This window comes from Marinobacter sp. MDS2, from assembly GCF_030718085.1.
Lineage (GTDB): Bacteria > Pseudomonadota > Gammaproteobacteria > Pseudomonadales > Oleiphilaceae > Marinobacter.
In genome coordinates this window covers 300331-325954 of record NZ_JAVAJF010000002.1, presented here as the reverse complement: position 1 = coordinate 325954, position 25624 = coordinate 300331, and the positions used below count along the sequence as shown (strand labels likewise).

Genomic DNA, 25624 nt, shown 5'->3' with positions numbered 1-25624 from the left:
TGATGCAGCGCAGGCACGTTCACCAACAGCCACTGGTTATAGGATGGTAGCTCAATCTGGCAGTCACCCCTATTGGTCCACTATTATCTCGAAGCCGCCGTAAATCAACCGGCTTCCATCAAATGGCATGGGGTTATCCTGCATTCTCGGGTCTTCTTGAAGTGCTTTCATGCCAGCGTCCCTAACTTGTCTTGAGGGCCAGGTTACCCATGAAAAAACCACGGTTTCGTCCTCACGGCATTGGACTGCTTTGGGAAACGAAGTCTGCTCTCCTGGCGGTATGTCATCACCCCAACATTCGACCAAACGAATTGCGCCATGTTCTTTAAATAGCTGCGCTGCTTCGGTTGCGTGGCGGATGTATTCATCTTTATTTTTCGTGGGCACTGCGGCAACGAATCCTTCTACATACTCCATTGTTGTTCTCCTTTTTTCCTCATACCAACAAGCTAAGCGGCCGCCCGACAGGGGCATCCGGTGGAGCACCAGCTGGCCAGAACGCACTACAACAATATGTTATGCCGTGCCCAGTCGTCGCACGACATTCGATACACCCGCACAGGTCGGGCATGGAACTCTCGAATCGTATAATCTTCGAACCCGACCTTCTCCGTGACCCTGACCGAAGCTGTATGCTCCGGCTCGATAATAACAATTACCGACTCGCAGTGTTTTTGGTCGAAAGCATACTGGAGAACACCTTTTACAGCTTCTGTTGCATACCCCTGATGCCAGAACCTGCGCGCCAGACGATAACCTAGGTTGATCTCCTCAACATCGCCAACCAACTCCGGCCCAACGCCACAGAAGCCGATAAAACTCCCTGATTCTTTCTCACACAATGCCCATGGCCCTATTCCATGAGAGGCGTAACACTCAAGGCACCAATCAACGAATTTTCGGGTAGCTTCTTCGTCACAAACTCCGCGGACGGAGAACTTCATGACTTCTGGATCACTGAGCATTGCGGTGAGCGCCGGAACGTCTTGATGGGACAGCTTCCTTGCAATCAACCTCTCTGTTTCAAACAATGGCACTCATCTCTCCCTGTGCATAACAGCTAATTATACGAACGCGCTCGTAGTTCACTCATTCGTAAAACTCCATTCACGCTGGCATCGGAAAGGTCAGATCTATCAATGAAATTCATAACCTTACCAAAACTCTCCGAGGCAGCACTCGGAGTTAACGCCCCCTTTCAAGCCACTAACGCCCCTAAACCCGGGCGTATAACTCCCGTGGCCGTGATTTAATTTTTTAAACTTATCAGAAGGTTAGCAATGCTTTCTGCGAGGTTGACGGGGTTTTGCGAACGCGTTCATATAATTCCGTGAATTGGGCAGGTGTCGATCGTTGCACAGAGGGGGATTGCGGGGTGGCTCTGCCCCAACGGCACACCATTGCGTGCCGGAGAGGTCAGAACAGCTTCATTTAGCCAAGATTTTTCTTCATGAACTTCTGAATCTCACCCACGATACCGCTTCGGAAAGCCAGTACGGTGAGCACGAAGATGCCGCCAAGAATCGGGTCTACCCAATCCCGAAGCGGCCCCTGGGCCAACTGATATTCGACGTTGACCACGAAGGTAGCGCCAACAACGGGGCCAAGCAGTGTGCCCATGCCGCCAACCAGCGTCATCAGGATGACTTCACCCGACATGTGCCAGTGAGCGTCGTTCAGGGAGGCAAGCTGGAACACCACAGACTTCATGGAACCGGCCAGTCCGGCCAGTGCCGCCGAGATCACGAAGGCGAGGATTTTATAGCGATCCACGTTGTAGCCGAGCGATACCGCGCGCGGCTCGTTTTGTTTGATCGCCTTCAGCACCTGACCGTAAGGGCTACTGACAATGCGCTGCACCAAAAGATAACAGCCAATGAAGACCGCCAGCACGAAGTAATACATGTTCAGGTTGTCTTCCAGATCGAGCACCCCGAGTAGTTTGCCTCGCGGAATACCGTGCATGCCGTCTTCACCTCCGGTGAAATCCGACTGTACGTAGAAGAAGAACACGAGTTGCGCCAACGCCAGCGTGACCATCGCAAAGTAGATGCCCTGCCGGCGAATGGACAGCAACGCGAACGCCGTACCCATCACCGTTGCCGCTAAGGTACCGGCGATGATCCCCACCTCGGTCGTCAGCCCGGAATAATGGCTTAACAGATAACCGGTGGTGTATCCGCCGGTCGCCAGGAATGCAGCATGGCCAAACGACAACAAGCCGGTGAACCCGAACAACAAGTTGAAGGCCACTGCGAACAGCGCGAAGCACAGGATTTTCATCAAAAACACGGGGTAAAAAGCGAAAGGCGCTGCCAGCAACAGCAACAGCAAGACGCCGTTCACCATCATCTTCTTGCGGTCCTGGGCTTTTTGTTGCTCAACAATGACCTTGTGGATGTCGGCAGAGTTAACAGAGTTATTCACGGCTATGCCTCCTTACCGAACAGGCCGTTGGGGCGGAACATCAGTACAACAACCATCACAAGGAAGATGACAGCCGAGGACGCAGGCGGATAGAAGGTTTTGGTTAAGCCTTCAATAACCCCCATCAGGATACCCGTGATGATGGCGCCGCCAATGGACCCCATGCCACCGATAACCACCACCGCAAACACCACAATGAGTGTATTGGAGCCCATCACCGGCGTTACTGAGTATATAGGCGCTGCAAGCACACCCGCGAAGGCGGCCAGCATCACACCAAATCCGTAGGTCAGACTGACCAGAAGCGGTACGTTGATACCAAAGCCCTGCATGAGCTGAGAGTCTTCTGTGCCGGCTCGCAGATAGGCACCAAGTTTGGTTTTCTCGATGACGAACCAGGTTCCGAAGCACACCAGCAAGGCCACTACGATTACCCACGCTCGATAGTAGGGCAAAAACATGAAGCCGAGATTGATGCCTCCTTTAAACAAGTCTGGCATGGAATACCGCAAGCCCGATACGCCGTAGATGTTGGTTAACACGCCCTGAATAATCAGCGCGACACCGAATGTCAGGAGCAGACTGTAGATATGATCCTGACCGGCGATGCGCCGAAGCAAAAAATATTCGATGAGTATGCCGAAGGCACCCACCAGCAACGGGGCAACGAAGAGTGCTACCCAGTAGTTGACTCCCATCAGATCGAATAGAACGACGGTCACCAAAGCACCAAGCATGTACATGGCACCGTGGGCAAAGTTAATAATCTTCAAAAGGCCAAAAATGACTGCGAGGCCAAGGCTCAACAGGGCGTAAAAAGCGCCGTTGATAACGCCGATCAATAGCTGGCCGGAAAGCACAGCAAGGGGGACGCCGAAAATCATGGTCATATTGCTTACTCCACAAGCAGTGCAGGCGTTGTTGTTATTCTGTCAATCAACCGATCGCTGTCCGGCGAAGCCTGCAATGAGGCTGGCCGGACACCGTTTGGCGACTTACATATTCACCAGTTTGCACTTGCTCTCCGACAGCGGGCGGTATGCTTCATCAGCCGGAATGGTTCTCAGGATTTTGTACAGATCCCATTCGGACTTGGATTCCGCCGGCGTTTTTACTTCCGCAAGATACATATCGTGCACCATGCGGCCATCGACACGGATCTTGCCGTTCTTGGCAAACATGTCATTAATCGGCATATCCATCATCTGCTTGCGCACGGTCTGCGCATCGTCAGAACCCGCTGCCGCCACCGAATTCAGGTAATGCAGAGTACTGGAATAGATACCGGCGTGAACCATGGTCGGGCGTACACCGGTTTCTTCCATGAAGCGATCAGACCATTCACGGGTTTCAGTGTTCATGTCCCAGTACCAACCCGTTGTCAGCTGGATACCCTGTGCCGTTTCAGCGCCCAGTGCGTGAACGTCGGTCAGGAACAGCAACAGTGCAGCGAGGGTTTGGCCAGACTGAGTCAACCCGAATTCACTGGCGGTGGTGATGGCGTTGGTGGTGTCAGAACCGGCGTTCGCCAAGCCCACCACATCTGCACCTGAAGCCTGTGCCTGCAGAATAAAGGATGAGAAATCCTGGGTCGGGAACGGGTGGCGCACCGCTCCGATTACCTCACCGCCGTTTGCCTCAACGACCTGCCGGACGTCACTCTCCAACGCATGGCCAAAGGCGTAGTCAGCGGTCAGCATGTACCAGGTCTTGCCGCCTTCTTTGACCACGGCACTGGCGGTACCGTTGGCCAGCGGATAGGTGTCGTAAACGTAGTGAATGTGGTTGGGCGTGCAGTGCTCGTTAGTGATGCTTGAGGCCGCCGAGCCGGAAATAATTCCTAGCCGATCGTTCTCTTCCAGAATCTTACTGACGGCAATTGATACCGAGGATGCCACCATACCGGCAACCAGATCGACATCTTCATTCTCAACCCAGCGTCTAACCGTGCTTGAAGAGGTGTCCGGACTGTTGCGGTCGTCGGCGCTCACCACTTCAATCTTGGCACCGTTCACCTTGCCGCCGAAATCTTTGATGGCCATTTCCAGTGCTTTCAAGCCATTCGGGCCAGCCAGATCGCGGTAGGTGCCAGACATATCAGCCAGATAGCCGATCTTTACCGTGTTGTTCGAGATGTCTGCCTGGGCGCCGCCCACCATCAAAGCTGATGCAACGGCTGAAGCAAGAAGCTTTTTCATCATTGTCATTGTTATATCTCCGATACTGTCTTGCATTGGTTCGTTTTGTTGTTGCTTTTGTTGCTCTCGATCTTTCCGGGTTCAGACCCCCAGATAGCCATCCAGCACCGACTGCTTGGCAGCAAGTTCGTTGGCGTGAATTTCTTCTACAATTTGGCCATGCTCCATCACGTAATGCCGGTCGGCCAGCGGCGCTGCAAAATGGAAGTTTTGCTCGACCAGAACGATGGTCAGGCCTTTATTTTTAAGCGCGATTAACACTTCACCGAGTTTTTCGACGATGACGGGTGCAAGCCCTTCAGTGATTTCGTCCAGCAACAGCATGTTGGCCCCCGTGCGCAGAATTCGCGCCATAGCCAGCATTTGCTGCTCACCTCCCGATAGTTTGGTACCTTGACTGAACCGGCGCTCGTAAAGATTCGGGAACATGCTGTAAATTTCTTCCAGGCTTAGCCCGCCACTCCTAACAACCGGCGGCAGCGTCAGGTTCTCCTGCACGCTGAGCGACGCGAAGATGCCCCTGTGTTCAGGACAATACCCCACGCCCAACCGGGCAATGTGGTGAGGTGCGCACCGCATGGTGTCTTCGCCGTTGATCGAAATAGTGCCGGTACGCCGTCCCACCATGTTCATGATGGCCTTCAGGGTAGTACTTCGCCCTGCACCATTGCGGCCAAGCAAGGTCACCAGCTCGCCTCGATTCACCACCATGTCGATGCCGTGCAGAATGTGCGATTCGCCGTAAAAAGCGTGCAGCCCTGAAAGGCGCAGTTGTTCATAATCGCGACTCATTGGGCAGCCTCCAGATTGTCATCTTCGGCGTCAGCAACGCCGCGCTCACCACTGCCATCGCTGCCCATATACACTTCTCTGACCTTCGGGTCGGCGGAAACGGTCTGATAATCGCCTTCCGTCAGAACAGCACCTTGGGCAAGCACGGTGATCCGATCACACAATTTGCTCACCACGCTGAGGTTATGTTCCACCATCAACACGGTGCGGCCTTGGGCGGCCTTACGAACGAGCTCGACAACTCTGTCCACATCCTCGGAGCCCATGCCTTGCGTAGGTTCATCCAACAGCAGCAATTCCGGCTCCATTGCCAGAGTGGTTGCCAGTTCCAGCGCCCGCTTTCGGCCATAGGCCAACTCTACGGTCGTGGTATTGGCGTATTCCGCCAGACCAACCGATTCCAGCAATTCCATACTGCGTTCATTGAGCTTGTTCAGAGAATTGCCGCTTTTCCAAAAGCTGAAGGACGTACCTTCGGCGGTTTGCAGCGCAACCCGAATATTCTCAAGTGCCGTCATGTGCGGAAATACAGCAGAAATCTGGAAGGAACGGATGATGCCCTTCCGGGCAATGGCGGGCGATTTCAACGACGTAATGTCTTCACCCTTGTAAAGAATCTGACCGCGGGTGGGGATCAGGAATTTGGTGAGCAAGTTGAACACCGTGGTCTTCCCGGCCCCGTTAGGTCCGATAAGAGCATGGATGTCTCCCTGGCGGATCTTCAGATTGACGTCATTAACGGCAATGAAGCCCTTGAATTCCTTGATCAGGTTGCGGGTCTCGAGAACGTACGGTTCACTCATGAGCCACTCGACCTTTTTATTGTTGTCTTTATGAACTAACCACAGGTTAGATTTACGTGCACGTAAACGTCAAGAACTAATTTTGGTTTCTATTTGGCGGAATCGAATAGGTAAGGGTGGAGTGGGCCACCGGCTCCTTCAGTCCCTCTGAATAGATAAAAACATCACCAACCGCCATGGTTCGGCCAACCTTGAGCAATGACGCTCTCGCCCGAATGGGCACATGGGCGACCGGTTTTCGCAGGAAGTTAATATTAAGATTAGTCGTTACCGCCAAAGGCACCAGTCCAATTTGGCCTAGCAACGCGGCATACATTGCCACATCAGCTAAGGCCATCATGGCGGGCCCGGAAACCGTCCCTCCCGGGCGCAGATGATCCTCATCCACCTCCAGCACCATCTCCGCCCAACCATCACCAAGATCCGCCAAGGTGCCGTAAGCGGCACCCTGGGGAAAGTGGTCCACGAGGAAGGCGTTCAGCTCCTCGAAGCTAACCTTCATGCCGAAACCTCTTCCTCTGCCCGATTTCGCAGCATAAAGCGCTGAATCTTGCCGCTGGGCGTTTTGGGCAACTCATCCACGAATTCAATTTCCCGAGGGAAGGCGTGGGTCGACAAGCGTCTGCGTACCAGCTCCTGAAGCTCATCCTTCAGACTTTGCTCTTCAACGGGCTCCTGCCCCGCTTTGATCACCACATACGCTTTGATGATGGAGCCGCGCTTTTCATCCGGTTTCGCAACCACCCCAGACTCGGCCACGGCGGCATGTTCTAACAGAGTGCTTTCCACATCTGCCGGGCCAACCCGGTAACCTGCGGTGGTGATGATGTCGTCGTCCCGGCCGCTGAAGGAGAAACTGCCATCGCCATGGCACGCCACCATGTCGCCAGTCAGATAGTAGCCGTTTGCGAACGGATCTTTTTCGCCCCAGGTATAACCGTCGAAATGGAACAATGGCGAAGATTTGGTGTCGACCGCCAGCTGCCCGACCTCTCCTGCTGGCACTTCTTCGTATTTGGTGTTCAGCGCAACCACACGATGACCCGGGGAGGCATACCCCATGGCACCGTCTCGCATCGGGTGCTCCATCGCGTGGAAATTACAGCAAGTCATACCGGTTTCGGTCTGACCGTAATGGTCTTTCACCGGGCAGCCAAAACGGCGGTCTATCCAGTTCACTACCTCGGGGTTCAGCGGCTCACCGGCGCTGCTGCACACCCGCAAACCGAGCGTTTCCCCTTCCGGCAGCACTTGGTCGTTGGCTTTCAGCAAACGGTATGCGGTTGGAGCAGCCGCCAGGTTGGTGATCCCGTACTTGCGGATCATGTCGTAGGTGGATTCCGGCGTGAACGCATTGGGGTTGAAGTGGGTGGCGTGGCCCATCAACAGCGGACCGGTCACGGCATAGTAAAGACCATAGGCCCAGCCGGGGTCAGCCACGTTCCAGAACACGTCGTCTTCACGCAAATCAATGGCGTACTTCATGTAAACGTAGAAGGCCAGCAGGGCTTTGGCAGGCACAGCAACGCCCTTGGCCTTACCTACGGTTCCAGAGGTAAACATCTGCAAGAAGGGATCGTTTCCGGTGATCATCACCGGTTCGAATTGATCGGACTGAGCGCTCAGCACTTGTTCGAAATCGGGCACATCGTCGCCGGTTGCCGCTGCGTTGCGGCACAGCACGGGCGGGCAGCCTTTCACATCGCCCAGCTTGGGGTAGTTATCCGGGTCGGTGACCACCAGACGGGTACCGGCTCTTTCCAGCCGATATTCAATTGCACCAGAGCCAAAGGCGGTAAACAGCGGTTGATACACGGCACCCAAACGTAAAGTACCGGCAATGACGATCAACAACTCGGGGCCGCGTGGCAACAAGCCCGCGACGCGGTCGCCTTTGCTGACACCGAGAGACTGAAGATAGTTTGCGAAACGCGCGGAAGCCGCCTTAAGCTCGGCGAACGTGAGCGCTCCATCGCCGCCATCGGTTTTCTCGTAGTAGAGCGCAACCTTTTTCGGGTCGGTGGCCCACTTGTCACAAATTTCGTGGCAAACGTTCAAGCCACTATCCAACCGGCCGTCCAGGACCTCTGCCTCCAGTGCGGCCGCATCGAAGTTGCTGTACACATCATTGTAGTTCGGAAGGCTCATCGTCCACTCCTATTGTTGTTGTGTTCACGTTCACATGCTTCGTACAGATTTAGCACGACATACATTTTACGTAAAGGTAAACTTTAGGCTAAAAGAAAAGGGCGAAACAAAGCCGCCCTCCCCGAATTACTCTGGCTGAAACAGCCTCAAGATGCTGGAGAAGTCCAGCTCCCCGTTGCCTTGCCCGGCATGCAACTGGAACAAGTTGCGGGCTAAAGATCCCATGGGAATCGATGCCTGATTCGTGACGGCGTTATCAAATGCCAGTCCCAGATCTTTCGCCATCAGGTTCACCAAAAAGCCACCCTCATAATTCCGTGATGCGGGTACCCCTTCCATCACTCCCGGCCAGGGGTTGTACACATTCAATGCCCAGTTGCCACCCGAACTTTGTTTCATGACTTCGGACAATACCGCTGGGTCAAGGCCGTTTTTGGCACCCAGAGCCAACGCTTCGCTGGTACCGGCCATCAGGATAGCCAACAGCATGTTGTTGCAAATCTTGGCCACTTGCCCCGCACCAAAAGGCCCGGCGTGGAAGATGTTTTTGCCCATATCTTCGAGAATCGGCTTGGCCTTCTCGAACGTATCGGCTTCTCCACCGCAGATAAATGTCAACGTACCGGCTTTCGCGCCGCCCACTCCGCCTGATACCGGGGCATCGATAAACGCCAGCCCCTTGGCGGTTGCTGCCTCGGCGACACTCCGGGCGGTTTCCGGCGCGATGGTCGAGGAATCAATCACCAGCGTGCCTTCGGGTAAGGCTGACAGCAGTCCGTCTTCGCCCAGATAAACGGCTTCGACATGCTTGCCTGCAGGCAACATGGTGATGACGCACTCGGCCCCTTCGGCAGCCGCTCTCCCGCTCTCGGCGCTGCTGGCACCTTCGGAAACCAGTGCCTCAACAGCCGATGCCGACAAATCAAATACAGTCACCTGGTGCCCGGCTTTAACCAGATTGGAGGCCATCGGCGCCCCCATATTACCGAGACCAATAAACGTGATCTTCGCCATAGTGCTTCTCCTTGTTATTGTTGCAATCCGCCGGGGGTGTTACCCGGCGTTCAGGCTAAAAAATTCATCAATCCACTGGCTGTCCATCTCCGCCAATGAGGCGTAGCGCCACCGTGGTTGCATATCTTTATCAATCAACAAGGCCCGAATGCCTTCGGCAAACTCACCCTTCTTCAGGCAGTTCGTAGACAACACCAGTTCGTTATCCAACACCTGTTTCAAACCATCCAGCTTGCTTCGGTGGTAATGCCGCCAGGTCAACGCGAGTGCGGTTGGCGAGGCTTTTGCTACACCTTTAACGGTTTTACCCAACCAGTCTTCACGGCTACCGAGTTCCTGAAGCTGCGCCACGACTTGCTCTAATGAGCCGGCATCGGTGACTTGCTGAATCTCGTCAAAGTGCTTGCGAATCGGAGATTCCGGCAACGCCTCGGCACTTTGTTGCTCAAACTGTTTCAGCACGCCACTGACGACATGATGGCTATTATCGTTTTGCCAACTTACCGCCTTCAGTGCGTCGATTACTTGAGCTTTTCGATCCTGGGATATGAACCGGTCGGCCATGTTCACAAACAGCGCATCCGAAGCGTTCATGCGCGCGCCGGTCAGCCCGAGAAACAGGCCCGTTCGCATGGGCATCCTGTTCAGGAACCAGCCTGCACCAATATCCGGATATAAGCCGATGCTGACTTCCGGCATGGCCAACTTAGAATTTTCGGTCACCACTCGGTGAGAAGCACCGACCATCAAGCCAATACCGCCACCCATGACGATGCCGTTGCCCCAACACACGATGGGTTTGGGGAAGGTATGGATCAGGTAATCCAGCTCATACTCTTCCGTAAAAAACTGCTCACCTTCCCCCAGCTTGCCGGGCTCGGTCATGCTTCGGTACAGAGACACAATATCGCCGCCCGCGCAGAAGGCTTTTTCGCCCTCCGCTTCCAGCCAAACCGCACGGACACTTGCGTCTTCGGCCCAACGCTTCAACTGCGGGGTCAACAAACGGATCATATCCATGGACAACGAGTTGAGGTTGCGTGGCGTATTCAGCCGGGCCACGGCGATGCGTGCACCGTCGCTGGTGTTCCACTCTTCAAATACTATTGGTTGATCGCTCATAACGGCCCCGGTTATTGGTTTTTCCATTCCGGCTTACGCTTTTCCAGAAACGCGTTGACGCCTTCTTTTTGGTCTTCGGTGTGGAACAGCTCGACGAACAGTTCACGCTCCATGCGCCAGCCGTCACTGTGGCTGCGGCCATCGCGCGCACTCATCACCAACTGTTTGCAGCGCGCGATTGATGACGGGCTTTGCTTGCAGGCGCCTTCCGCCAACTGCAATGCTTTTTCCAGCGATTGGCCAGAGGGCACAACTTCTTCAACCAATCCAATTTGCTGTGCTTTTTCCGCCGTTACGCGCTCACCGCACAGGATCATGCGCTTAGCCCAGCCCTCGCCAACCAGCCACGGCAGGTTTTGGGTACCACCGGCACAGGGCAACAGGCCCACACTGGCTTCAGGCAGTGCCATTTGAGCGTGTTCTTCGGCAATGCGGATATCGCAGGACAACGCACACTCCAGGCCGCCGCCCATGGCGTAGCCGTTAATGGCGGCAATGGAAACGCCCCGAAAGCCGGTCAACGCCGCGAACGCTTCACCAAAACGCTGAGCCATTTCATTCGCTCGGGCCCGGTCACCGTCTGCGAAGGTTTTCAGGTCCGCGCCGGCGGAGAAGAACTTCTCGCCCTGCCCGGTTACCACCAACGCATAAATATTCTGATCGTCATTAAGCTCTGCGATGGTCTTTTTCAGAGCGGCTAATGAATCCACCGTCCAGGTGTTGGCCGGGGGATTGGCAATGGTAAGAATCGCAATATGGTCGCGTTTTTCGAGTTGGATCAGTTCACTCATCATTGAATCCTTTTGTTATCTGTTTGCCCGTTACTGGATGGCTTCGGCCACGCCATCATCCAGCAATCGGCGAGCAATGATCATGCGCATGATTTCATTAGTGCCTTCCAGAATCTGGTGCACTCGCAAATCTCTGACATACCGTTCCAGAGGGTATTCCCGAATATAACCATACCCACCATGCAACTGCAGCGCTTCATTGGCCACTTCAAAGCAGGCATCGGTGGCGAAGCGTTTGGCCATGGCGCAGTGCAGCGTGGCCTCCGGGTCTTTGCTATCCAACTTGAAAGCTCCTAAGCGCACCATTTGCCGCGCCGCCACCAGATTGGTGGCCATGTCTGCCAGCTTGAACTGCAGCGCCTGAAACGCCGCCAATGGCTTGCCGAATTGCTGGCGTTCGTGCAGGTAATTGCGGGCTCGGAGAAGCGCGGCCTGCGCGCCGCCCAACGAACAGGTAGCAATGTTCAAACGACCACCATCCAGCCCTTTCATGGCAATGGCAAAACCGTCGCCTTCTTCGCCCACGCGGTTACTGGCTGGAATGCGAACGTCTTCAAGAGTGACCATTCGGGTCGGCTGACTATGCCACCCCATCTTTTCTTCATTTTTGCCGTAGGAAACACCTTCAGCATCCGCCGGAATTACGAAGGTGGATATGCCTTTGGCTCCGCTGTCTGCGTCGCCTGTGCGGGCCATCAGCACCAGCACGTCGGTATCTCCGGCCCCTGAGATAAACATCTTGCTGCCGTTGATTACATAGCTATCGCCGTCGCGAATCGCTTTGGTGCGAAGGCTGGCCGCGTCTGAACCGGCGCCCGGCTCCGTCAGACAATACGAGGCCAGCCACTCTCCGCTCGCCATCTTCGGCACAAACTTTTGTTTAAGCGCGTCATCGGCGAAGCTGGCGACCATCCAAGTGGCCATGTTGTGGATGGTGATGAACGCGGCCGTGGAAGGGCAAGCCATGGCAAGCTCTTCCACAATCACCGAGGTGTCCATCCGGGACAGCCCCATGCCACCGAGGGCTTCCGGGGTGTAAATCCCCATGAAGCCCATCTCGCCAGCCTGCTTCATTACCTCCACCGGGAAGGTGTGGTCTACGTCCCACTGCCCCGCGAACGGGGCCATGGTTTTCTCGGCAAAAGCCTTTGCCGCTTCCCGAAACGCTAGCTGGTCTTCCGTCAGGTTGAAATCCATGACTCGACTCCTGACTGCGCTATTAGCGCAGCTGAATAGAGAAGTTGGCTTCTGACGACGTGGCTTCGCTGTTGAACCAGCGGGAGGTCACGGTTTTGGTTTCGGTGTAGAAGCGAACCGCCTGCTTACCGTACGCGTGCTGATCACCGTAGAACGAGCCCTTCCAGCCAGTGAACGAGAAGAACGGCATGGGCACAGGGATGGGGATATTGACACCCACCTGACCAACCTCGATTTCGTGCTGGAAGCGACGTGCTGCGCCACCGTGGTTGGTAAAGATCGAGGTGCCGTTACCGTAGGGGCTGTTGTTGATCAGCTCAATCGCATCGCCCAGTGAGTCGGCGTTCATGCAACACAGCACAGGACCAAAGATTTCTTCATTGTAGATATCCATCTCGGTGGTCACTTCGCTGAACAAGGTTGGCCCAACCCAGTGGCCTTCGGGGAAACCTTCAACAGTGCATCCACGGCCATCCAGTACCAGCTTCGCACCTTGGGCTTCACCCGTGGCGATCAGAGATTCAACCCGCTCTTTGGCTTTGGCACTGATAACCGGGCCGTAGCTGGCGCCGGAATCGTTCCAGGCGCCCGGACGAATCTTGGCCATGGCTTCTTTCAGTTCCGGAATCCACTCTTGGGCTGCGCCCACGAACACCGCAACGGAGATCGCCATGCAACGCTGACCGGCCGCGCCCACAGAGGCACCCACAAGCGCGTTCAATACTTGCTGCTTGTCTGCATCCGGCATGATAACCATATGGTTCTTGGCACCGGCGAAGCTCTGAACCCGCTTCATGTTGCTGGTACCGGTTTCATAGATATAACGACCAACAGGTACAGAGCCTACGAACGAAATGGCTTTGATGGCCGGGTCGTGCAGGAGCGTATCTACCTGTTCTTTGGCACCGTGGACCACCTGCAGAACACCTTTAGGGGCACCGGCTTCTTCAAACAGTTCCGCCAAACGCATGGGCGTGAGGGGGTCTTGCTCGGACGGCTTCAGGATGAAGGTGTTACCGCAGGCGATGGCCATGGGGAACATCCACAGCGGAATCATCGCCGGGAAGTTAAAAGGCGTGATACCGGCACAAACACCCAGCGGCTGAATCCAGGAGTGTGTATCGACTTCGCGGGCCACGTTTTCGACCGTTTCGCCCATCATCATGGAAGCGACGTTCGCGGCGTGCTCAACCACTTCAATACCGCGCCACACATCACCCTTGGCATCATCAAACGTCTTGCCGGTTTCCTGTGACAGGATTTCGGCAATCTCGTCGTGATGTTCTTTCAGCAATGCCTGGTAACGGAGCATCACCCGCGCTCGCTCGGAAATCGGCGTTTCTTTCCAGCTTTTGAACACTTCGCCGGCGTTGTCGATGGCCTGACGCATTTCGTCAGTAGTTGCACAAGGCACCTGAGCGATCACTTCGTTGGTTGCAGGGTTGGTTACATCGATCCAGTTCTGGGTCTGGCTCTGCGCAAATTCACCGGCAATATACTGAGGTACTTTCTTCATGATGCTGTCCCGTGGTTGTTGTTATCCGGAACGCCTCGGTGGTCGTCTACCAACCACACCAAGGCGATGATTTACCCACAGACTAGCACGCACACCAACAATAGGTGATTGACTAAATTTCGCTCTTGATGGATTATTTTTCGATGCCAAGAAAAACAAATCTTTCTCAATCGACACAAACCTCGCAATGGCCGGTGCCAGCGGACAGCGTTCGATACGTGATTCCAGAGCCTATCGTGCGCCTGCTCGCCAGTCATGACCTGACCCGAGAGCTTTACCCCCTTGCTTTTGGCCACTACCGAAAGGCCATCGGGCATCATATGCACCGGGAGCATCACCGCGACAATCTTTTGATCTATTGCACGGATGGAAACGCGTTCCTTAACGTAGAAGGTGTGCCCCACACCGTTGGCTCTGGCGATTTGCTGCTCTTGCCCGCCGGAGCCAGCCACCGGTACACCGCAGACCCGAACAACCCGTGGTCCATTCACTGGGTTCACTACTCCGGCCCCTTAGCGGAAGCATTTCGGCAACACATGGGCTTCACCAACGGCACCTACATTCGCCATTTGGGCCGGCAACCGCGTTTGCTGGTGGATTTCAACGGCTTGTTGTCGGTGCGCCAAACCGGGTTTCGCACCCAAGGCCTGATTCATGCCAGCAACCGATTACGACAACTGCTGGCAGCAGTTCCGATCAATGCTGACGAAACCGGGCAAGCCCGGCAGGCTGAGCTCGAGGTTATTCACAACTACATGCGGGAACACCTTGAAGAACGGCTGACACTGAATGAGTTGGCGGAACTCGCCGGCCTGTCCCCCGCACATTTTGCCACCCGCTATCGCGAGCAAACCGGCACTGCTCCCATCCAGCATTTTTTGCACCTGAAGGTGGAACGGGCGTGCGAACTGCTGGACACCACCAGCCAAACGTTTGCGGATATCAGCCGCCAACTGGGCTACGACGACGCCTACTACTTTTCTCGCCTGTTCAAAAAAGTGATGGGGAAATCACCCAGCGACTATCGCCACACCGCAAGGCATTGATTATTGCCTGTCACCCACTCATGCTTGGCCCCTGATATAGTTGGCGCAGCCTAGAGTTTTGAATAAGAACATCGTTTAAACAACGTTTCGGGAGACACCCATGCAGCCGCTGGACATTCAGGTTGTTGAGCATGCCATCCGCTGGAGCAAAGCCAGCGAGGATTTCTGGCTGTGTACCGTACTGAGTACCTTTGGCTCATCGCCGCGAGCACCGGGTTCCTGGTTGATCGCAAAAGCCGACGGTGATCATTGCGGGTCGCTGTCTGGCGGCTGTGTAGAGGAAGATTTTCTCTCCCGATTGAGTGAAGGGGAATTCCGGGGGCCCGTAAACCGGATCCGATACGGCGCCTCAGACGGCCCGGATAACCCTCGTGTCAGCCTTCCTTGCGGTGGTGTTCTGGATGTACTGGTGGAACACTGGCCGGCCAACGAACAGACAATCGAGCACTTTCTGGCCTTGAAACAAGCACTGGGGGGTGCCGGGGCTCTGGTTCGTGATGTATGCCTGGAATCCGGCTGTGTTGAACTGATCCCGGACCACAGCCTGGGCAGCAAAGTTGAGGAAGTCGCAGAGCAACAGCGCGTACGTTTGCGCGTCGGGCCCGTTTCGCGATTGTTGATTGCCGGGCTTTCGCCGGTCTCCACCGTGTGCGCAAGCTTCGCTCACAGCCTGGGCTTCGAGGTTATCGTTTGCGATCCAAGGCCGGAGGAGGTGCGCCACTTCAACGTGCCGGGCGTCACCCTGCGTCAGGAACTGCCCTCGGTATGGATTGCCCGTGAAGGTTGTCACCGCGCAACCGCAGTCGTTGCACTCACTCATGATCCTAAAATAGACGACACGGCACTTATTGAAGCGGTCAAAACCGAAGCGTTCTATATCGGCGTTATGGGTTCACAAAAAACCTCCGAGAAACGCCGAGAGCGCTTACTGCGCATTGGAGGGTTAACCGAAGCTCAGGCCGATCGCATTCACATGCCCATCGGCCTGAACATCGGCAGTAAAACGCCCGCCGAGATCGCCCTTTCGGTGATGGCGGACGTGGTCAGAGTGCGCGAGGGCGTTACCGCGCCTGCATTGCATCCAGCTTAGCCGATGGTACAACGGGCAGAACCACGCTCGAAGGCGTTTCGGGCCCGGTGTGCAACGTCATCACGCCCAACAACGAATTGAGCGCGGTGAGCAGCGGCGGCAACCCTTGCGCAATATTGCTGGTGTTCACCGACACTCTCAAACTGGACCCCGGCGGCACATACGCACTGCTTGCGAAGATTTCTACCGACACCTTACGCACTTCTCCGGGCTCATAGGGCTGAACGTCGTCCAGGCGGAAGGTATGCCAAGGTTGAATCATTTCCCCGTTTACGAATCGCGAGCGGGTTTCATCCACCGAGTTCAGACCTGCCGTCATCAAACCGTTTGTTACCGGGGTGGTGGTGCCGTTCGGGTTAACAATGTCCAACCTTACAGAAACCTGCACATCTTGGGCGGTGGTCGAAACCCATAGGTCGGCTTGCATGGGACCATTCAGATACAGACCATCTTCGCCAGCCTGCAGCTCATATTTGGCGGCTGCAAGTTCTGCCAACGAATTGTCTTGAACGCACGGAAGAGGAAGCATGCCGCCCAACCCTGCTGTCCACTGATCAAGACTGGACGAGCACAGCCCGTTTAACGGGTGTTGGGCCACCAGCGCTGTTCCAGCATCTTCCGGAGCCTCTGGCTGCATCTGACCAATACGAGCGAAACCTTCCGCCGGGCTCAAATAGTAACGTTCAGCCTTCATATCCGGGTGAGGCCAATGACTGGTGGTGTCGTATTCGTCTAACCCGAGCACATACTGGGTAACATCCGGCTGATTCTGAACGCCGGTGTCCAGCCCCATAACGTACTCGTCAAACCATTGCAGGCGCAAAGTATCCAGATCCGGCACACCGTGCTGATCTGCCTCGCCACCGCTCAGAAAACCGACACCCGCGGCACCAACGTGATCCCAGGGTCCGATCAGCAGTTTGGTGTCTACCCGGCCATTCAACTGTTCAAACCAGAGTGGCTCGCTGCGCTGAAACAGGTCAAATAATCCACCCACAATAAAGGTCGGCACGTTGATTTTATCGGCGCCTTCAAGCGGAGAGCGAATCGCCCAAAAATCGCCGTCGTAAGCCGTTTCAGGTACACCGGTAAGGGCATTAACAATCGTGGGCACCTGGAAACCCGTCAAAGCGCCCACTATGCGTTCAGGTATCGCTTTCAAAAAGGCTTCCGGATCAACCGCCGCCATCTCTGCTGGAATAATACCGAAACCGGTCACCATACCGAGCCAGAGCGGAATGAACGTGGCGTTCACATTACCACCGGTAAAGACAATGTCCCGATACCCATCCCCGATCGGCACGATGGGGAACGCCGCCTTTACCGCGGGATGGTTGTGCTGCGCGGTCAGTACCGAGGTAATACCCAAATAGGAAATACCTTCCAGACCAATACGGTCTTGGGCCCAGTCTTGAGCCACGACCCAGTTCAGCACTTCCAGATAATCCTGCTGCTCTCGCTCGTCGAACGCAGCCCAGCTTCCACCGGAATTGCCAGTGCCCCGAACATCCACTACCACATGAGCATAACCGCGCTTGACCAGAAACTCGTTGGCACCACCAATTTGAGGCACATACTGCCCGAACGACGTGTTATAGGAAGTCTGTGTGAGCACTACCGGAAATGGACCGTCTGCCGCCTCACCTTCACCGAATCCAGGCAGCGTGACTTTGGCGAACAGCTGTGTGCCATCAGACAGGGTGATCGTCTGGCCTTCGGAGGCGACGGCATGGGTAAACTCAGGTGCTCGATCATAGGGCTGCCATTGGCGCCCATCATCGGCGTAGACATCAACGAGGCGCGATTCAGACTGCCGGTTGCCTAGCGTCATGCTTTGGCCAACTACTTTTCTGGAATCGAGCGTATCCGAAGCGCTTTCATCACTGATTTCAGATCCAGCAGAAGACCCCGCACCGTCCTCTGAACTGTCGGAAGATTCTCCGCCACACCCTGAAAGCACTAACATTAAAGAAAGCATCCAAGGCATTAGGTGCTTGTGTTTTACGATCATTCCCCACTCCCACTCCCTACAAAGGTTAAACCCACCACACCGACACGACTCCGCATTTGTGACAGGGTTCGCTTGACACACCCTATCAGTACAATTACGTATGGCATTGGCTCTACTGACAGCAGGTTTCAGTGAAAGTCGTTAAGAAAAGCAACGGTTGAAGGGGGACAGCCCGCCAAAGGACTTACGCAGAAAGGCCACGTCTTCGGGCTCGGCTGGAATGTCTGACTGGCCGGGATGAATTACTCCGGCCAGTGCACTAACTATTCTGCTGGTTTTGGAGGGATGTCAGGTACTCATCCATTTCTGCGGAACTGCCAAACACAGAGAGGTCCGGCATGAGTTTAACCACTTCAAACACCTTCTCAACGCCGGGATTCATTTCTGTGACCATCAATTGGCCGTCTCTCGCCTTCATTTTCTTGAGCATTTTGAACACAACCCGTAAACCCGCCGAACTGATGAAGCTGACGCCCGACATGTTCAACGCCAGGTAAGTTACTGATGAATGAACCATCTCATCCAACTTCGCCTCCAGCTCTGGCGCGGTGTCACTATCGACAGCGCCATCCAGCCTCAACCCAAGCGCTTCATCACTCTGCTGAATCACCGAAATCTCTAACGACATAGTCTGTTTTCCTGTGAGTCGCCCTTCAAATTCCATCTGACAATCATGGTATTGATACCGTCCTGGTAGTTATAGTGAAATTCATCGCTAAGAGCGGAGATCAAGTGCAGCCCCATCCCCCCATCCGCGCGGGCACCGAGAGAGTCACCCGACATTGGTTTCGCATTGGTTGGATCAAAGTATGGGCCGGGGTATTCCACCACCAATTCCAAACACTCTGCGCCCACCTCGACCAATAACGTCCAATTCAAATTTGGATTATCCTCGGCCACATGCATTCTGATATTGGCATGAATTTCGTCAACAATGACATTTAAGTCATGCACCAATGTGCCCTGTATGCCTTGCAGCCGTACTTCTTCAGCTACGGCCGTTAACACACGGCTGACCGGTTCTTTTGCACTTACCTGTAGCTTCATGATCCTTGGCGGCTCAATATCATTATTGTTATGTCGTCGGACTGCTCCGCCCCGGCCGTATACTCCACCAAACGCTCACGAATGTTGGTTAAAAAGCATTCGTCGTGACCGCGAGGCCTACCACCAAGACTCAAAAGACGCTGCTCTCCGAATTCTTCGCCAGCAGCATTGAACGCTTCTGTAACTCCATCCGAGTATAGTACAAGGCTTCCGCCCGTGGGGATTTCCAGAAACTCCGTGGCCGGCACTATGTTTTCGTAAAGTCCAAGAGGAGCAATCGTCTCACCACTCCACAGGTGAGGCGGCCGATCGCGAAATCCCTGCATCGGCATGGTGTGCCCGGCGTTCATCATTTCAACCCTGCCGGTATCCTTCTCGACGAGGACCATCACCAACGTCACAAACATACACGCATCGTTGCCTCGGCAAAGCTCCTGGTTCAAAGCCGAGGTAATGCTTTTTAGATCACCATCTTTGTTGTGTGCCAAAAAATTCAACAAGCTGATGGTCTTGGCCATGAACAGAGCTGCCGGAACACCTTTGTCTGAAACATCACCCACCGCCGCAAGAAACCGCCCTCGAGATAACGGGATGACTTCATATAAGTCTCCACCTACGGCGCTGGCCGGGTTCAACCAGGATTCGACTCGCCAGTTCCGAAGCTCTTTGAAATAAGACCCGTTGCCCGGAACCATCGACATCTGAATGCTCTTCGCAACAGCCAACTCGCTCTCTAGCTTCTTTCTTGCCCGACGCTCTGTATCCGCCGTGTCTGCCAAATGCTCAACCAAACGCTGGTTGATCAAGCTGGTTTTCATCACTGAACCGATCACACTCAAGTGCTCAATCGTCGATTTCTCCACGTACTGAAACTTCGGTTCAACAACCAGAATGCCCAGCAGATACCCTTTCAACGAATCACTGTGAAGGGGTACAACCAGCACAGGTTTGGATTTCTTATGGGTTTTCAGCAAACCATACAAATCGTCTTGAGGAGTTACATACTTCGAATCTCGATTCGGGAACAGATCGTTGAACCGCTCCAGAGCGATGGACGACCGTTCACTTCCCTCGGCGGGTTCCTCAAGGTCTACATCCGTGCTGGAGACAGGAACGATCAAATCCCGCTCTGTGTCTACCCGCCACACCTCGATAGAGCCCAGATCGTATTTTGATTTAATACCCTGAATCACACAGGTCAGCCCAGAAGAGAACCCTTCCGAGGGAACGTTCACAATCGAAACGCTGACCTCACGAACATAGCGCTCATTCTCTGACGAGGCTTCGAGCTCAAGCCGCCACTGCTCTCGTTCAATGGCGAGACCAATCAACGAAACCGCAAACGAAAAGTGGCCGACCACTTCATTGTCCGGGCGTTTGGGTACATCACTGAACAGTGTTATCACAGCCTTCAGGTCACCGGCTTCTCCCAATACCGGTTCAGACCATGCCGACACAACCCCCAAGGAACGCAGCACATCGGCGTACCCCTGCCACTGCAAGTCGTCGGTAAGGGACTCGCAAATCACGCTTTGACGCGTATGAGCAGCGGAACCAATGGAAGTGGCGCCAAAACGCGCTGACACCGAAGGAACGTCGGAGCAAAAAGCCTCTGCAAACTCCCCCACTCCCTGAGTGATCAGGCTGTCTTTTTGCTCGTCATACAAAGAAATAACGCAATGCGTGCCGGGAATCTGGGTTTCAAGCAGTTTAGATACCCGCTCGATAATGCTTTCAAGCGAACTGCCATCGTTCACACTGAAAAGCGCCCGTTGACGCAGGTTATCGGCAATGCTTTGCAGCTTCCGATGGTGAATATTGACGCCCGAAAAGATCATTGCCGGTTCACCGGCAAACATCGAGAGCGTTACCTCGCAGTCCATCCACAAGCTCTGATCTGGCCCTGCTGAGAAACGCCATTCTCTGCGCTCAACGCCTAGCTCGCGCGTTCGAGACAACAACTCTTCGAAATCTAACAAACTGTGCGGAGCCGATAACCAGGCATCAGGCTGGCTGAACACTTTATCCATCAACTCTTGCTCACTGCTGCAACCGAAAAGCTCTAACGCTTGACGGTTAGCAAACAAAAGCTTTGGCCAGTGGCGCTCAAAAATCAGGACAACATCGGGGAGCTTGTTAAGCAGTGCGCGGCTATCTTCGAGAGAGGAGTTATATTGACGACGGAATTCTTGAAGGCGGGAAGCTAGTGATTGATATCGCGCGGCTTCCCGTTTTCGGAAACGTACATGCACCAGAAGCACAACGACTGCTATGGCTAAGGCACTCCCCAACAACGGCAACACAAGTGCTTCTGGTAGCATTACTTTTTATTCCATTAGTTCAAGGTGCTCTAGCGTTTCAATCGTTATCGCACCAGAGGCCAATCCATTTTCCCGCTGGTAAAGCGTCAGGGCGTCCAGGGTTGCAGGGCCAAGCAGCCCATCATGCTCGCCCGGTGCGTAGCCCAGTGCTGCCAACTGCTGCTGCATCTTCAAGACCATATCGCTGGTCAGATTACGGTCGCACACAGCTTGTCTGGCTACGATCTTTGGCTTGCCTTCGTAGCGTTTTACATTCATTGAAAGCACTTCGGCCGGCACTTGCTGCTGAACCGTTTCGGCCGGCTTTACCAACTCGGCAATCTCAAGAGCGTCTATCTCGTCTTGCATGGTGACCGGAATAACTTCTGCCGGCTCATCAACCACCCAACGGGTAACAGTTTTATACTCGGCCGGGATGACTTCCGTCCGGGTTGATTCCGGCTTGACCAGCTTGGTTACTGTGACCGTTTTGGTTTTCGCGGGTATTTCTTTGGCGCAGAAACCGAAGGCAGAAGATGCTCTGGCATAGGCTGCAGCCCCCGACGTCCGGCAAGGCTCTAACTCAGTTCGAGCTTCTTCCAGCACCACTTCTTCTTCCACATCTTCATAGACAGCAGGCTCTACCACCAAGCGCGTTGTTTCTGGCTTCACTTCAACCTTCTCAACCACTTCTTTGTAGGTGGCAGGTTTTACACGGTACGTTTTGGTGCCCTGCTTCGTAACCACTTTCTTAATCCCGCGACGAAACTCTGCCGGCGTGATTTCCAGCCGTACCTCGGAGTCTCGAACCTTTACTTCCAGATTATCTTCGACAGAACGAGGATGGATTTGCGCGTACACCCAGCACTGACCAGGCTGGATATCCATCACAGGCTCACCGACTGCTTGTATTTTGTTCTCGGCAGCCTCGGCCTTCGCGCTATTCTGAACCGGGGCCGCTGTGCGGTCGGGCTCTGCAGTTGTCTTGGTTTGTGCAGCCCGTTGAGGTGCGGGGTCTGCCACAGTTTCTTCGGGACGGCGGTCCGAGGTTTTGGAAACGGCTTTTGCTTGATTCTGAGGCTGAGCCACGACACGGGGAGCCTCGTTTCCACGTGCGCCAACCTCATAGGCATAAATGCCACTGACGGATTGTTCCTCGACCCGAGGCTCTAATGCACACCCTGAAACAGTGATGGCCAATACTGGTAACCAAGAATATTTACGTAACACGCGCCTGCCTTTGTTCATCGTTTGTGTTGTATTGCCACTTTCAAAGCAGCTTAAAATTGTCTGGCTGGACAAATATATCAGTTTTTAAGTTCAACATTCTCAATCAACTGAGTACTAAGCTGATCGGCTCCTGTCATGGTAATTTCCAAGCCGGAAAGATCGACCCCCAATGCCATTAAAAGTGGCGACACGATTCCCTGAAGCAAAACTGTGGTGACAAGATTAACCAGCACTTCCACGACCGGTTCCAGCAGCTTGATGATCGGGTTCAAAATACTGAGGACGGAATTAGACTCGCCGCAATCCAAAGCCAAATTCTGGATATCAAGATCCAGCCCTTGGATCCAGGTCGGCTGACTGTTGGTCAGCTTCTTTGCGCATTGTCCGTCCGGACAATACAACGGTACGCCGGTCAATGAATGGGTTTGCTCTGCAACCGGGATATTGACGCCGAGATCTGCATCCACACACACGTTGAGCAGTGGCTGCGAAAGCAAGGCGAGCTTGAGAATCGTTGCGTGAATCGGCTCTCTCGCAACCTCGCCATCAGACTGAATCGTGCCTGTTTCTATGCTGGCCACCGACGGATGTGCCAGAACTTCTATGTCGATCTCGTTATTTTTACCTCGGGCACAGCTGGCGCCCACAAACTCTGCGCGACCGCCTCCTACTTTGACCGCTAGCGGAACACGAATGCTATCCAGCAGCTCGACCTGAACGAGCCCCAAGGTTAATCCCGAAATCAAATCGCCGATAAAACCGATGGACAGTTCTAAATCGACAAGGGCCTCCAACGATACGTCTGAGGAATGAATCTCCGTCATCCACTGGTTATCGCTTCCGTAGCGGGCCGGACCAATTACAACTGGCGCGGGGTTATCCACCCCCAACTTTAACGTAAGATCCAGATCTCCTAACAATCCATTATCAAGCAACGGTTTCAGGGCAGGCGCATCAGCAGTATCGATATTCAATCCAAGCAATCCGGTGCCACTGGCCTTCCCGATCTGGTGCGCGCTATTCAGAACCACGCTCATGATGAAATCGTAAAGCGGGAACTCTGCACTTCGGGCGGCCTCTTTATTGCCCTTTACCTCAAGCACTGACGACAGTTTCAGTCCGGTTAGCCCTGCAGCCCCCGTGAGGTCGTCAACCAATCCGCCAACAGGCGTTGTGACGCCACCTACAACGTCAACGACAGCGTCCAATACCTCAATCAAGGGGCGGTCCAGCAATGCCGTAACATTGTTAACCCCGAGATTGGACAGAAGATCCCCGACCCCCATCAACGTGGACTCAAGGCTGGTCAGGCTAGTCGGATCAAGAGAGTAATTGCTTTGCCCCAGGACTCCCCCAAGCAGGTTCCCCAATAGTCCGTTGGTCACTTTTACGGTCGAACTATTGGCGCTCAGAGTGGCATAAAGCTCTTTTCGCGCGGCGGCGTTTACAGAGATTTCGACCGGTTCAAAGAAGGTTTCCGGAAGCAACCAGGACACCCGCTCTTTTCGCGTGTAGCGAACGACGGCCGCATTACTCTGGTTAGGGGGTGTTTCTGTAAATTTGAGCTCGCTGGTATCGGTATCGCCCGGATCGATAACGCCGACAATCAATTCAAGTTCGCTATTGTCGCCGTCAAACCCGGCCTGCTTCGCCGCAGCCAATGCGCGCGCGCGCATTAAACTCACATCGCCAACACCACAAGCCATCGCCTCGTCAGCCGCAGCAGTGGCCGCGGCATTCACGACGGATTGCATGTCATCTTTAACGCTGTAAAGCCGCGTTGCATCCATCGCTAAGGTCGCTACCACGGCAATAGCGACCAGAATAAAGGGCATCAGGAAAATCAATACGCCCTTTTGGCGATTACGATTATTCACCGCTAGAGGACTCGCCAATACGATCAGGCATCGGCTGGTCAAACGACTCAGCCAATCGCTTCTGGGTCTTTGCGTAAAGAGCCATACTCAGTTCGCCGCCCCCGGCTTTTTGCCGAGCCTGGTTATCGAAGATTTTTCTGACATCAGTTCGGGTATCACGCTCTAGCTGAACACCTGTTAAGCCAAGGTCGGTATCAGGCTCCGTCGCCATGGCATTAGAGGCAAACAACGCCAGAACAGCTAAAACACCGGCTTTCACATTCATCAGACACCTCCAGAAAAGCGCTTCGAAAACTCTATACCCGCCGACACTGCTTCATTGCTCAGTCCTAGCTCACGCTGAAGCTTGGCAACTGAGTCGTCACCACCTTGCAAATAATAGGCAGCGATCATATTTCTGCCCACCGATTCCTTCTTGCCTGAAAGTTCGTAGGCGGTGCGCAATTCAAATGCCGCCTGACCGAAGAATCCGCCTTGCATCAGCACAACCCCAAAGTCATTTCGCATGTCTGCGGATGCGGGCTTTTTCGCTTTTGCCGTGCCTAGCGCCTTGAGCCCTTCTTCAATCTTGCCACCCTTAACATAGACCACCCCTAGACCATGATAGGCCTGCGCGCTGTCACAGGTTTCAGCAATCTCCTGATACACCTCTTCGGAATAATCCAGTTGCTCTACTTTTGCGAGCAACTGAGCCCATCGCAACCAATGATGCTGAGTCTGGAACGATAGCGCCTCTAGCCGCGCCAATGCCGCATAGTTTTCAGACCCGTTCATCATCGAATCGATCGCATCTAATTCCACGCGATGTTCAGGGGTCATGTTGGTGGAGCAATTAATCTGTAAATGACTGCCGGACGTCCGCGATTCCATTTCGGAGTCTTGTACTGGCGGAAGAGAACAACCCGAGACCAGTGCTGCAGTAAAAAATGCTGTCGAAACCAGGCTGGCCTGCTTGTACTTCATCTGTTGCTCCTCGAAATAAATACAATCACGTTCAGTTTTTTTCAGACCCCGT

General features: G+C 54.3%; 24 protein-coding genes. 2 read left to right on the top strand and 22 right to left on the bottom strand.

Annotated features, from left to right (window positions below; all coding sequences use genetic code 11):
- Positions 1-69: 69 nt before the first annotated feature.
- The 14 genes from Q9245_RS12315 to Q9245_RS12250 form a co-directional block, all read right to left on the bottom strand.
- On the bottom strand, positions 70-417 hold the full coding sequence (locus Q9245_RS12315) for a DUF1428 domain-containing protein (RefSeq protein ID WP_305897468.1): 348 nt from the start codon (positions 415-417) through the stop codon (positions 70-72).
- Positions 418-503: 86 nt separating this feature from the next.
- Positions 504-1037 carry a GNAT family N-acetyltransferase gene (locus Q9245_RS12310; protein ID WP_305897467.1) on the bottom strand — a complete coding sequence of 178 codons (534 nt, stop codon included), beginning with the start codon at positions 1035-1037 and terminating at the stop codon, positions 504-506.
- Between the two features lie 394 nt (positions 1038-1431).
- On the bottom strand, positions 1432-2427 hold the full coding sequence (locus Q9245_RS12305) for a branched-chain amino acid ABC transporter permease (RefSeq protein WP_305897466.1): 996 nt from the start codon (positions 2425-2427) through the stop codon (positions 1432-1434).
- Between the two features lie 2 nt (positions 2428-2429).
- Entirely contained in the window at positions 2430-3317 is an 888-nt protein-coding gene (locus Q9245_RS12300; protein WP_133006144.1) for a branched-chain amino acid ABC transporter permease, read from the bottom strand.
- Positions 3318-3422: 105 nt separating this feature from the next.
- Positions 3423-4634: an ABC transporter substrate-binding protein gene (locus tag Q9245_RS12295; protein ID WP_305897465.1), complete on the bottom strand. Its 1212-nt coding sequence runs from the start codon at positions 4632-4634 to the stop codon at positions 3423-3425.
- 72 nt (positions 4635-4706) lie between these two features.
- Positions 4707-5417 (bottom strand): ABC transporter ATP-binding protein, encoded by a 711-nt coding sequence (locus Q9245_RS12290; protein ID WP_305897464.1) that lies wholly within the window; start codon positions 5415-5417, stop codon positions 4707-4709.
- On the bottom strand, positions 5414-6220 hold the full coding sequence (locus Q9245_RS12285) for an ABC transporter ATP-binding protein (protein WP_305897463.1): 807 nt from the start codon (positions 6218-6220) through the stop codon (positions 5414-5416). Before Q9245_RS12285 ends, Q9245_RS12290 begins: the two co-directional genes overlap by 4 nt.
- A gap of 76 nt (positions 6221-6296) precedes the next feature.
- The gene (locus tag Q9245_RS12280; protein WP_305897462.1) at positions 6297-6722 is read right to left on the bottom strand and encodes a PaaI family thioesterase; all 426 of its coding nucleotides are present in this window, start codon (positions 6720-6722) and stop codon (positions 6297-6299) included.
- Complete coding sequence (locus tag Q9245_RS12275) at positions 6719-8368, bottom strand: AMP-binding protein (protein ID WP_305897461.1); 1650 nt, start codon at positions 8366-8368, stop codon at positions 6719-6721. Before Q9245_RS12275 ends, Q9245_RS12280 begins: the two co-directional genes overlap by 4 nt.
- A gap of 126 nt (positions 8369-8494) precedes the next feature.
- Positions 8495-9382, bottom strand: coding sequence for a 3-hydroxyisobutyrate dehydrogenase (gene mmsB, locus Q9245_RS12270; protein ID WP_305897460.1), 888 nt, complete (start codon positions 9380-9382; stop codon positions 8495-8497).
- A 39-nt stretch (positions 9383-9421) separates the two neighbouring features.
- Positions 9422-10504, bottom strand: coding sequence for an enoyl-CoA hydratase/isomerase family protein (locus Q9245_RS12265; protein WP_305897459.1), 1083 nt, complete (start codon positions 10502-10504; stop codon positions 9422-9424).
- Positions 10505-10515: 11 nt separating this feature from the next.
- Positions 10516-11295, bottom strand: a complete 780-nt coding sequence (locus Q9245_RS12260) for an enoyl-CoA hydratase (RefSeq protein ID WP_305897458.1) — start codon at positions 11293-11295, stop codon at positions 10516-10518.
- Positions 11296-11325: 30 nt separating this feature from the next.
- Positions 11326-12492 (bottom strand): acyl-CoA dehydrogenase family protein, encoded by a 1167-nt coding sequence (locus tag Q9245_RS12255; protein WP_305897457.1) that lies wholly within the window; start codon positions 12490-12492, stop codon positions 11326-11328.
- A 22-nt stretch (positions 12493-12514) separates the two neighbouring features.
- Positions 12515-14008, bottom strand: coding sequence for a CoA-acylating methylmalonate-semialdehyde dehydrogenase (locus Q9245_RS12250; RefSeq protein WP_305897456.1), 1494 nt, complete (start codon positions 14006-14008; stop codon positions 12515-12517).
- Between the two features lie 143 nt (positions 14009-14151).
- Between Q9245_RS12250 and Q9245_RS12245 the strand changes: the two genes are divergently transcribed.
- Positions 14152-15054, top strand: a complete 903-nt coding sequence (locus Q9245_RS12245; protein WP_305897455.1) for an AraC family transcriptional regulator — start codon at positions 14152-14154, stop codon at positions 15052-15054.
- Positions 15055-15154: 100 nt separating this feature from the next.
- Positions 15155-16144: an XdhC family protein gene (locus Q9245_RS12240; protein ID WP_305897454.1), complete on the top strand. Its 990-nt coding sequence runs from the start codon at positions 15155-15157 to the stop codon at positions 16142-16144.
- Here the strand turns inward: Q9245_RS12240 and Q9245_RS12235 are convergent.
- From Q9245_RS12235 to Q9245_RS12200, 8 genes are all read right to left on the bottom strand, one after another.
- Positions 16116-18155: a CocE/NonD family hydrolase gene (locus tag Q9245_RS12235; protein WP_305897453.1), complete on the bottom strand. Its 2040-nt coding sequence runs from the start codon at positions 18153-18155 to the stop codon at positions 16116-16118. The genes Q9245_RS12240 and Q9245_RS12235 overlap by 29 nt on opposite strands.
- 259 nt (positions 18156-18414) lie before the next feature.
- A complete protein-coding gene (locus Q9245_RS12230; protein WP_305897452.1) occupies positions 18415-18783 on the bottom strand; it encodes an STAS domain-containing protein in 369 nt (122 codons plus the stop codon).
- Positions 18774-19202 (bottom strand): ATP-binding protein, encoded by a 429-nt coding sequence (locus Q9245_RS12225; RefSeq protein WP_305897451.1) that lies wholly within the window; start codon positions 19200-19202, stop codon positions 18774-18776. The genes Q9245_RS12230 and Q9245_RS12225 overlap by 10 nt, the downstream gene beginning before the upstream one ends.
- Positions 19199-21523 carry a GAF domain-containing SpoIIE family protein phosphatase gene (locus tag Q9245_RS12220; RefSeq protein ID WP_305897450.1) on the bottom strand — a complete coding sequence of 775 codons (2325 nt, stop codon included), beginning with the start codon at positions 21521-21523 and terminating at the stop codon, positions 19199-19201. Before Q9245_RS12220 ends, Q9245_RS12225 begins: the two co-directional genes overlap by 4 nt.
- A gap of 6 nt (positions 21524-21529) precedes the next feature.
- Positions 21530-22732, bottom strand: a complete 1203-nt coding sequence (locus tag Q9245_RS12215; protein WP_305897449.1) for a peptidoglycan-binding protein — start codon at positions 22730-22732, stop codon at positions 21530-21532.
- Positions 22733-22809: 77 nt separating this feature from the next.
- Positions 22810-24609 carry a pilus assembly protein TadG-related protein gene (locus Q9245_RS12210; protein WP_305897448.1) on the bottom strand — a complete coding sequence of 600 codons (1800 nt, stop codon included), beginning with the start codon at positions 24607-24609 and terminating at the stop codon, positions 22810-22812.
- The gene (locus Q9245_RS12205) at positions 24602-24874 is read right to left on the bottom strand and encodes a hypothetical protein (RefSeq protein ID WP_305897447.1); all 273 of its coding nucleotides are present in this window, start codon (positions 24872-24874) and stop codon (positions 24602-24604) included. Before Q9245_RS12205 ends, Q9245_RS12210 begins: the two co-directional genes overlap by 8 nt.
- Positions 24874-25572 (bottom strand): M48 family metallopeptidase, encoded by a 699-nt coding sequence (locus tag Q9245_RS12200; RefSeq protein WP_305897446.1) that lies wholly within the window; start codon positions 25570-25572, stop codon positions 24874-24876. The genes Q9245_RS12205 and Q9245_RS12200 overlap by 1 nt, the downstream gene beginning before the upstream one ends.
- Positions 25573-25624: the final 52 nt, after the last annotated feature.

Bases quoted from the DNA above. Each gene is read 5' to 3' on its own strand.
- Q9245_RS12315 (WP_305897468.1), bottom strand. From the start codon at position 417: ATGGAGTATGTAGAAGGATTCGTTGCCGCAGTGCCCACGAAAAATAAA.
- Q9245_RS12300 (WP_133006144.1), bottom strand. From the start codon at position 3,317: ATGACCATGATTTTCGGCGTCCCCCTTGCTGTGCTTTCCGGCCAGCTA.
- Q9245_RS12295 (WP_305897465.1), bottom strand. From the start codon at position 4,634: ATGACAATGATGAAAAAGCTTCTTGCTTCAGCCGTTGCATCAGCTTTG.
- Q9245_RS12290 (WP_305897464.1), bottom strand. From the start codon at position 5,417: ATGAGTCGCGATTATGAACAACTGCGCCTTTCAGGGCTGCACGCTTTT.
- Q9245_RS12285 (WP_305897463.1), bottom strand. From the start codon at position 6,220: ATGAGTGAACCGTACGTTCTCGAGACCCGCAACCTGATCAAGGAATTC.
- Q9245_RS12280 (WP_305897462.1), bottom strand. From the start codon at position 6,722: ATGAAGGTTAGCTTCGAGGAGCTGAACGCCTTCCTCGTGGACCACTTT.
- Q9245_RS12275 (WP_305897461.1), bottom strand. From the start codon at position 8,368: ATGAGCCTTCCGAACTACAATGATGTGTACAGCAACTTCGATGCGGCC.
- mmsB (WP_305897460.1), bottom strand. From the start codon at position 9,382: ATGGCGAAGATCACGTTTATTGGTCTCGGTAATATGGGGGCGCCGATG.
- Q9245_RS12265 (WP_305897459.1), bottom strand. From the start codon at position 10,504: ATGAGCGATCAACCAATAGTATTTGAAGAGTGGAACACCAGCGACGGT.
- Q9245_RS12260 (WP_305897458.1), bottom strand. From the start codon at position 11,295: ATGAGTGAACTGATCCAACTCGAAAAACGCGACCATATTGCGATTCTT.
- Q9245_RS12255 (WP_305897457.1), bottom strand. From the start codon at position 12,492: ATGGATTTCAACCTGACGGAAGACCAGCTAGCGTTTCGGGAAGCGGCA.
- Q9245_RS12250 (WP_305897456.1), bottom strand. From the start codon at position 14,008: ATGAAGAAAGTACCTCAGTATATTGCCGGTGAATTTGCGCAGAGCCAG.
- Q9245_RS12245 (WP_305897455.1), top strand. From the start codon at position 14,152: ATGCCAAGAAAAACAAATCTTTCTCAATCGACACAAACCTCGCAATGG.
- Q9245_RS12240 (WP_305897454.1), top strand. From the start codon at position 15,155: ATGCAGCCGCTGGACATTCAGGTTGTTGAGCATGCCATCCGCTGGAGC.
- Q9245_RS12235 (WP_305897453.1), bottom strand. From the start codon at position 18,155: ATGATCGTAAAACACAAGCACCTAATGCCTTGGATGCTTTCTTTAATG.
- Q9245_RS12230 (WP_305897452.1), bottom strand. From the start codon at position 18,783: ATGTCGTTAGAGATTTCGGTGATTCAGCAGAGTGATGAAGCGCTTGGG.
- Q9245_RS12225 (WP_305897451.1), bottom strand. From the start codon at position 19,202: ATGAAGCTACAGGTAAGTGCAAAAGAACCGGTCAGCCGTGTGTTAACG.
- Q9245_RS12220 (WP_305897450.1), bottom strand. From the start codon at position 21,523: ATGCTACCAGAAGCACTTGTGTTGCCGTTGTTGGGGAGTGCCTTAGCC.
- Q9245_RS12205 (WP_305897447.1), bottom strand. From the start codon at position 24,874: ATGAATGTGAAAGCCGGTGTTTTAGCTGTTCTGGCGTTGTTTGCCTCT.
- Q9245_RS12200 (WP_305897446.1), bottom strand. From the start codon at position 25,572: ATGAAGTACAAGCAGGCCAGCCTGGTTTCGACAGCATTTTTTACTGCA.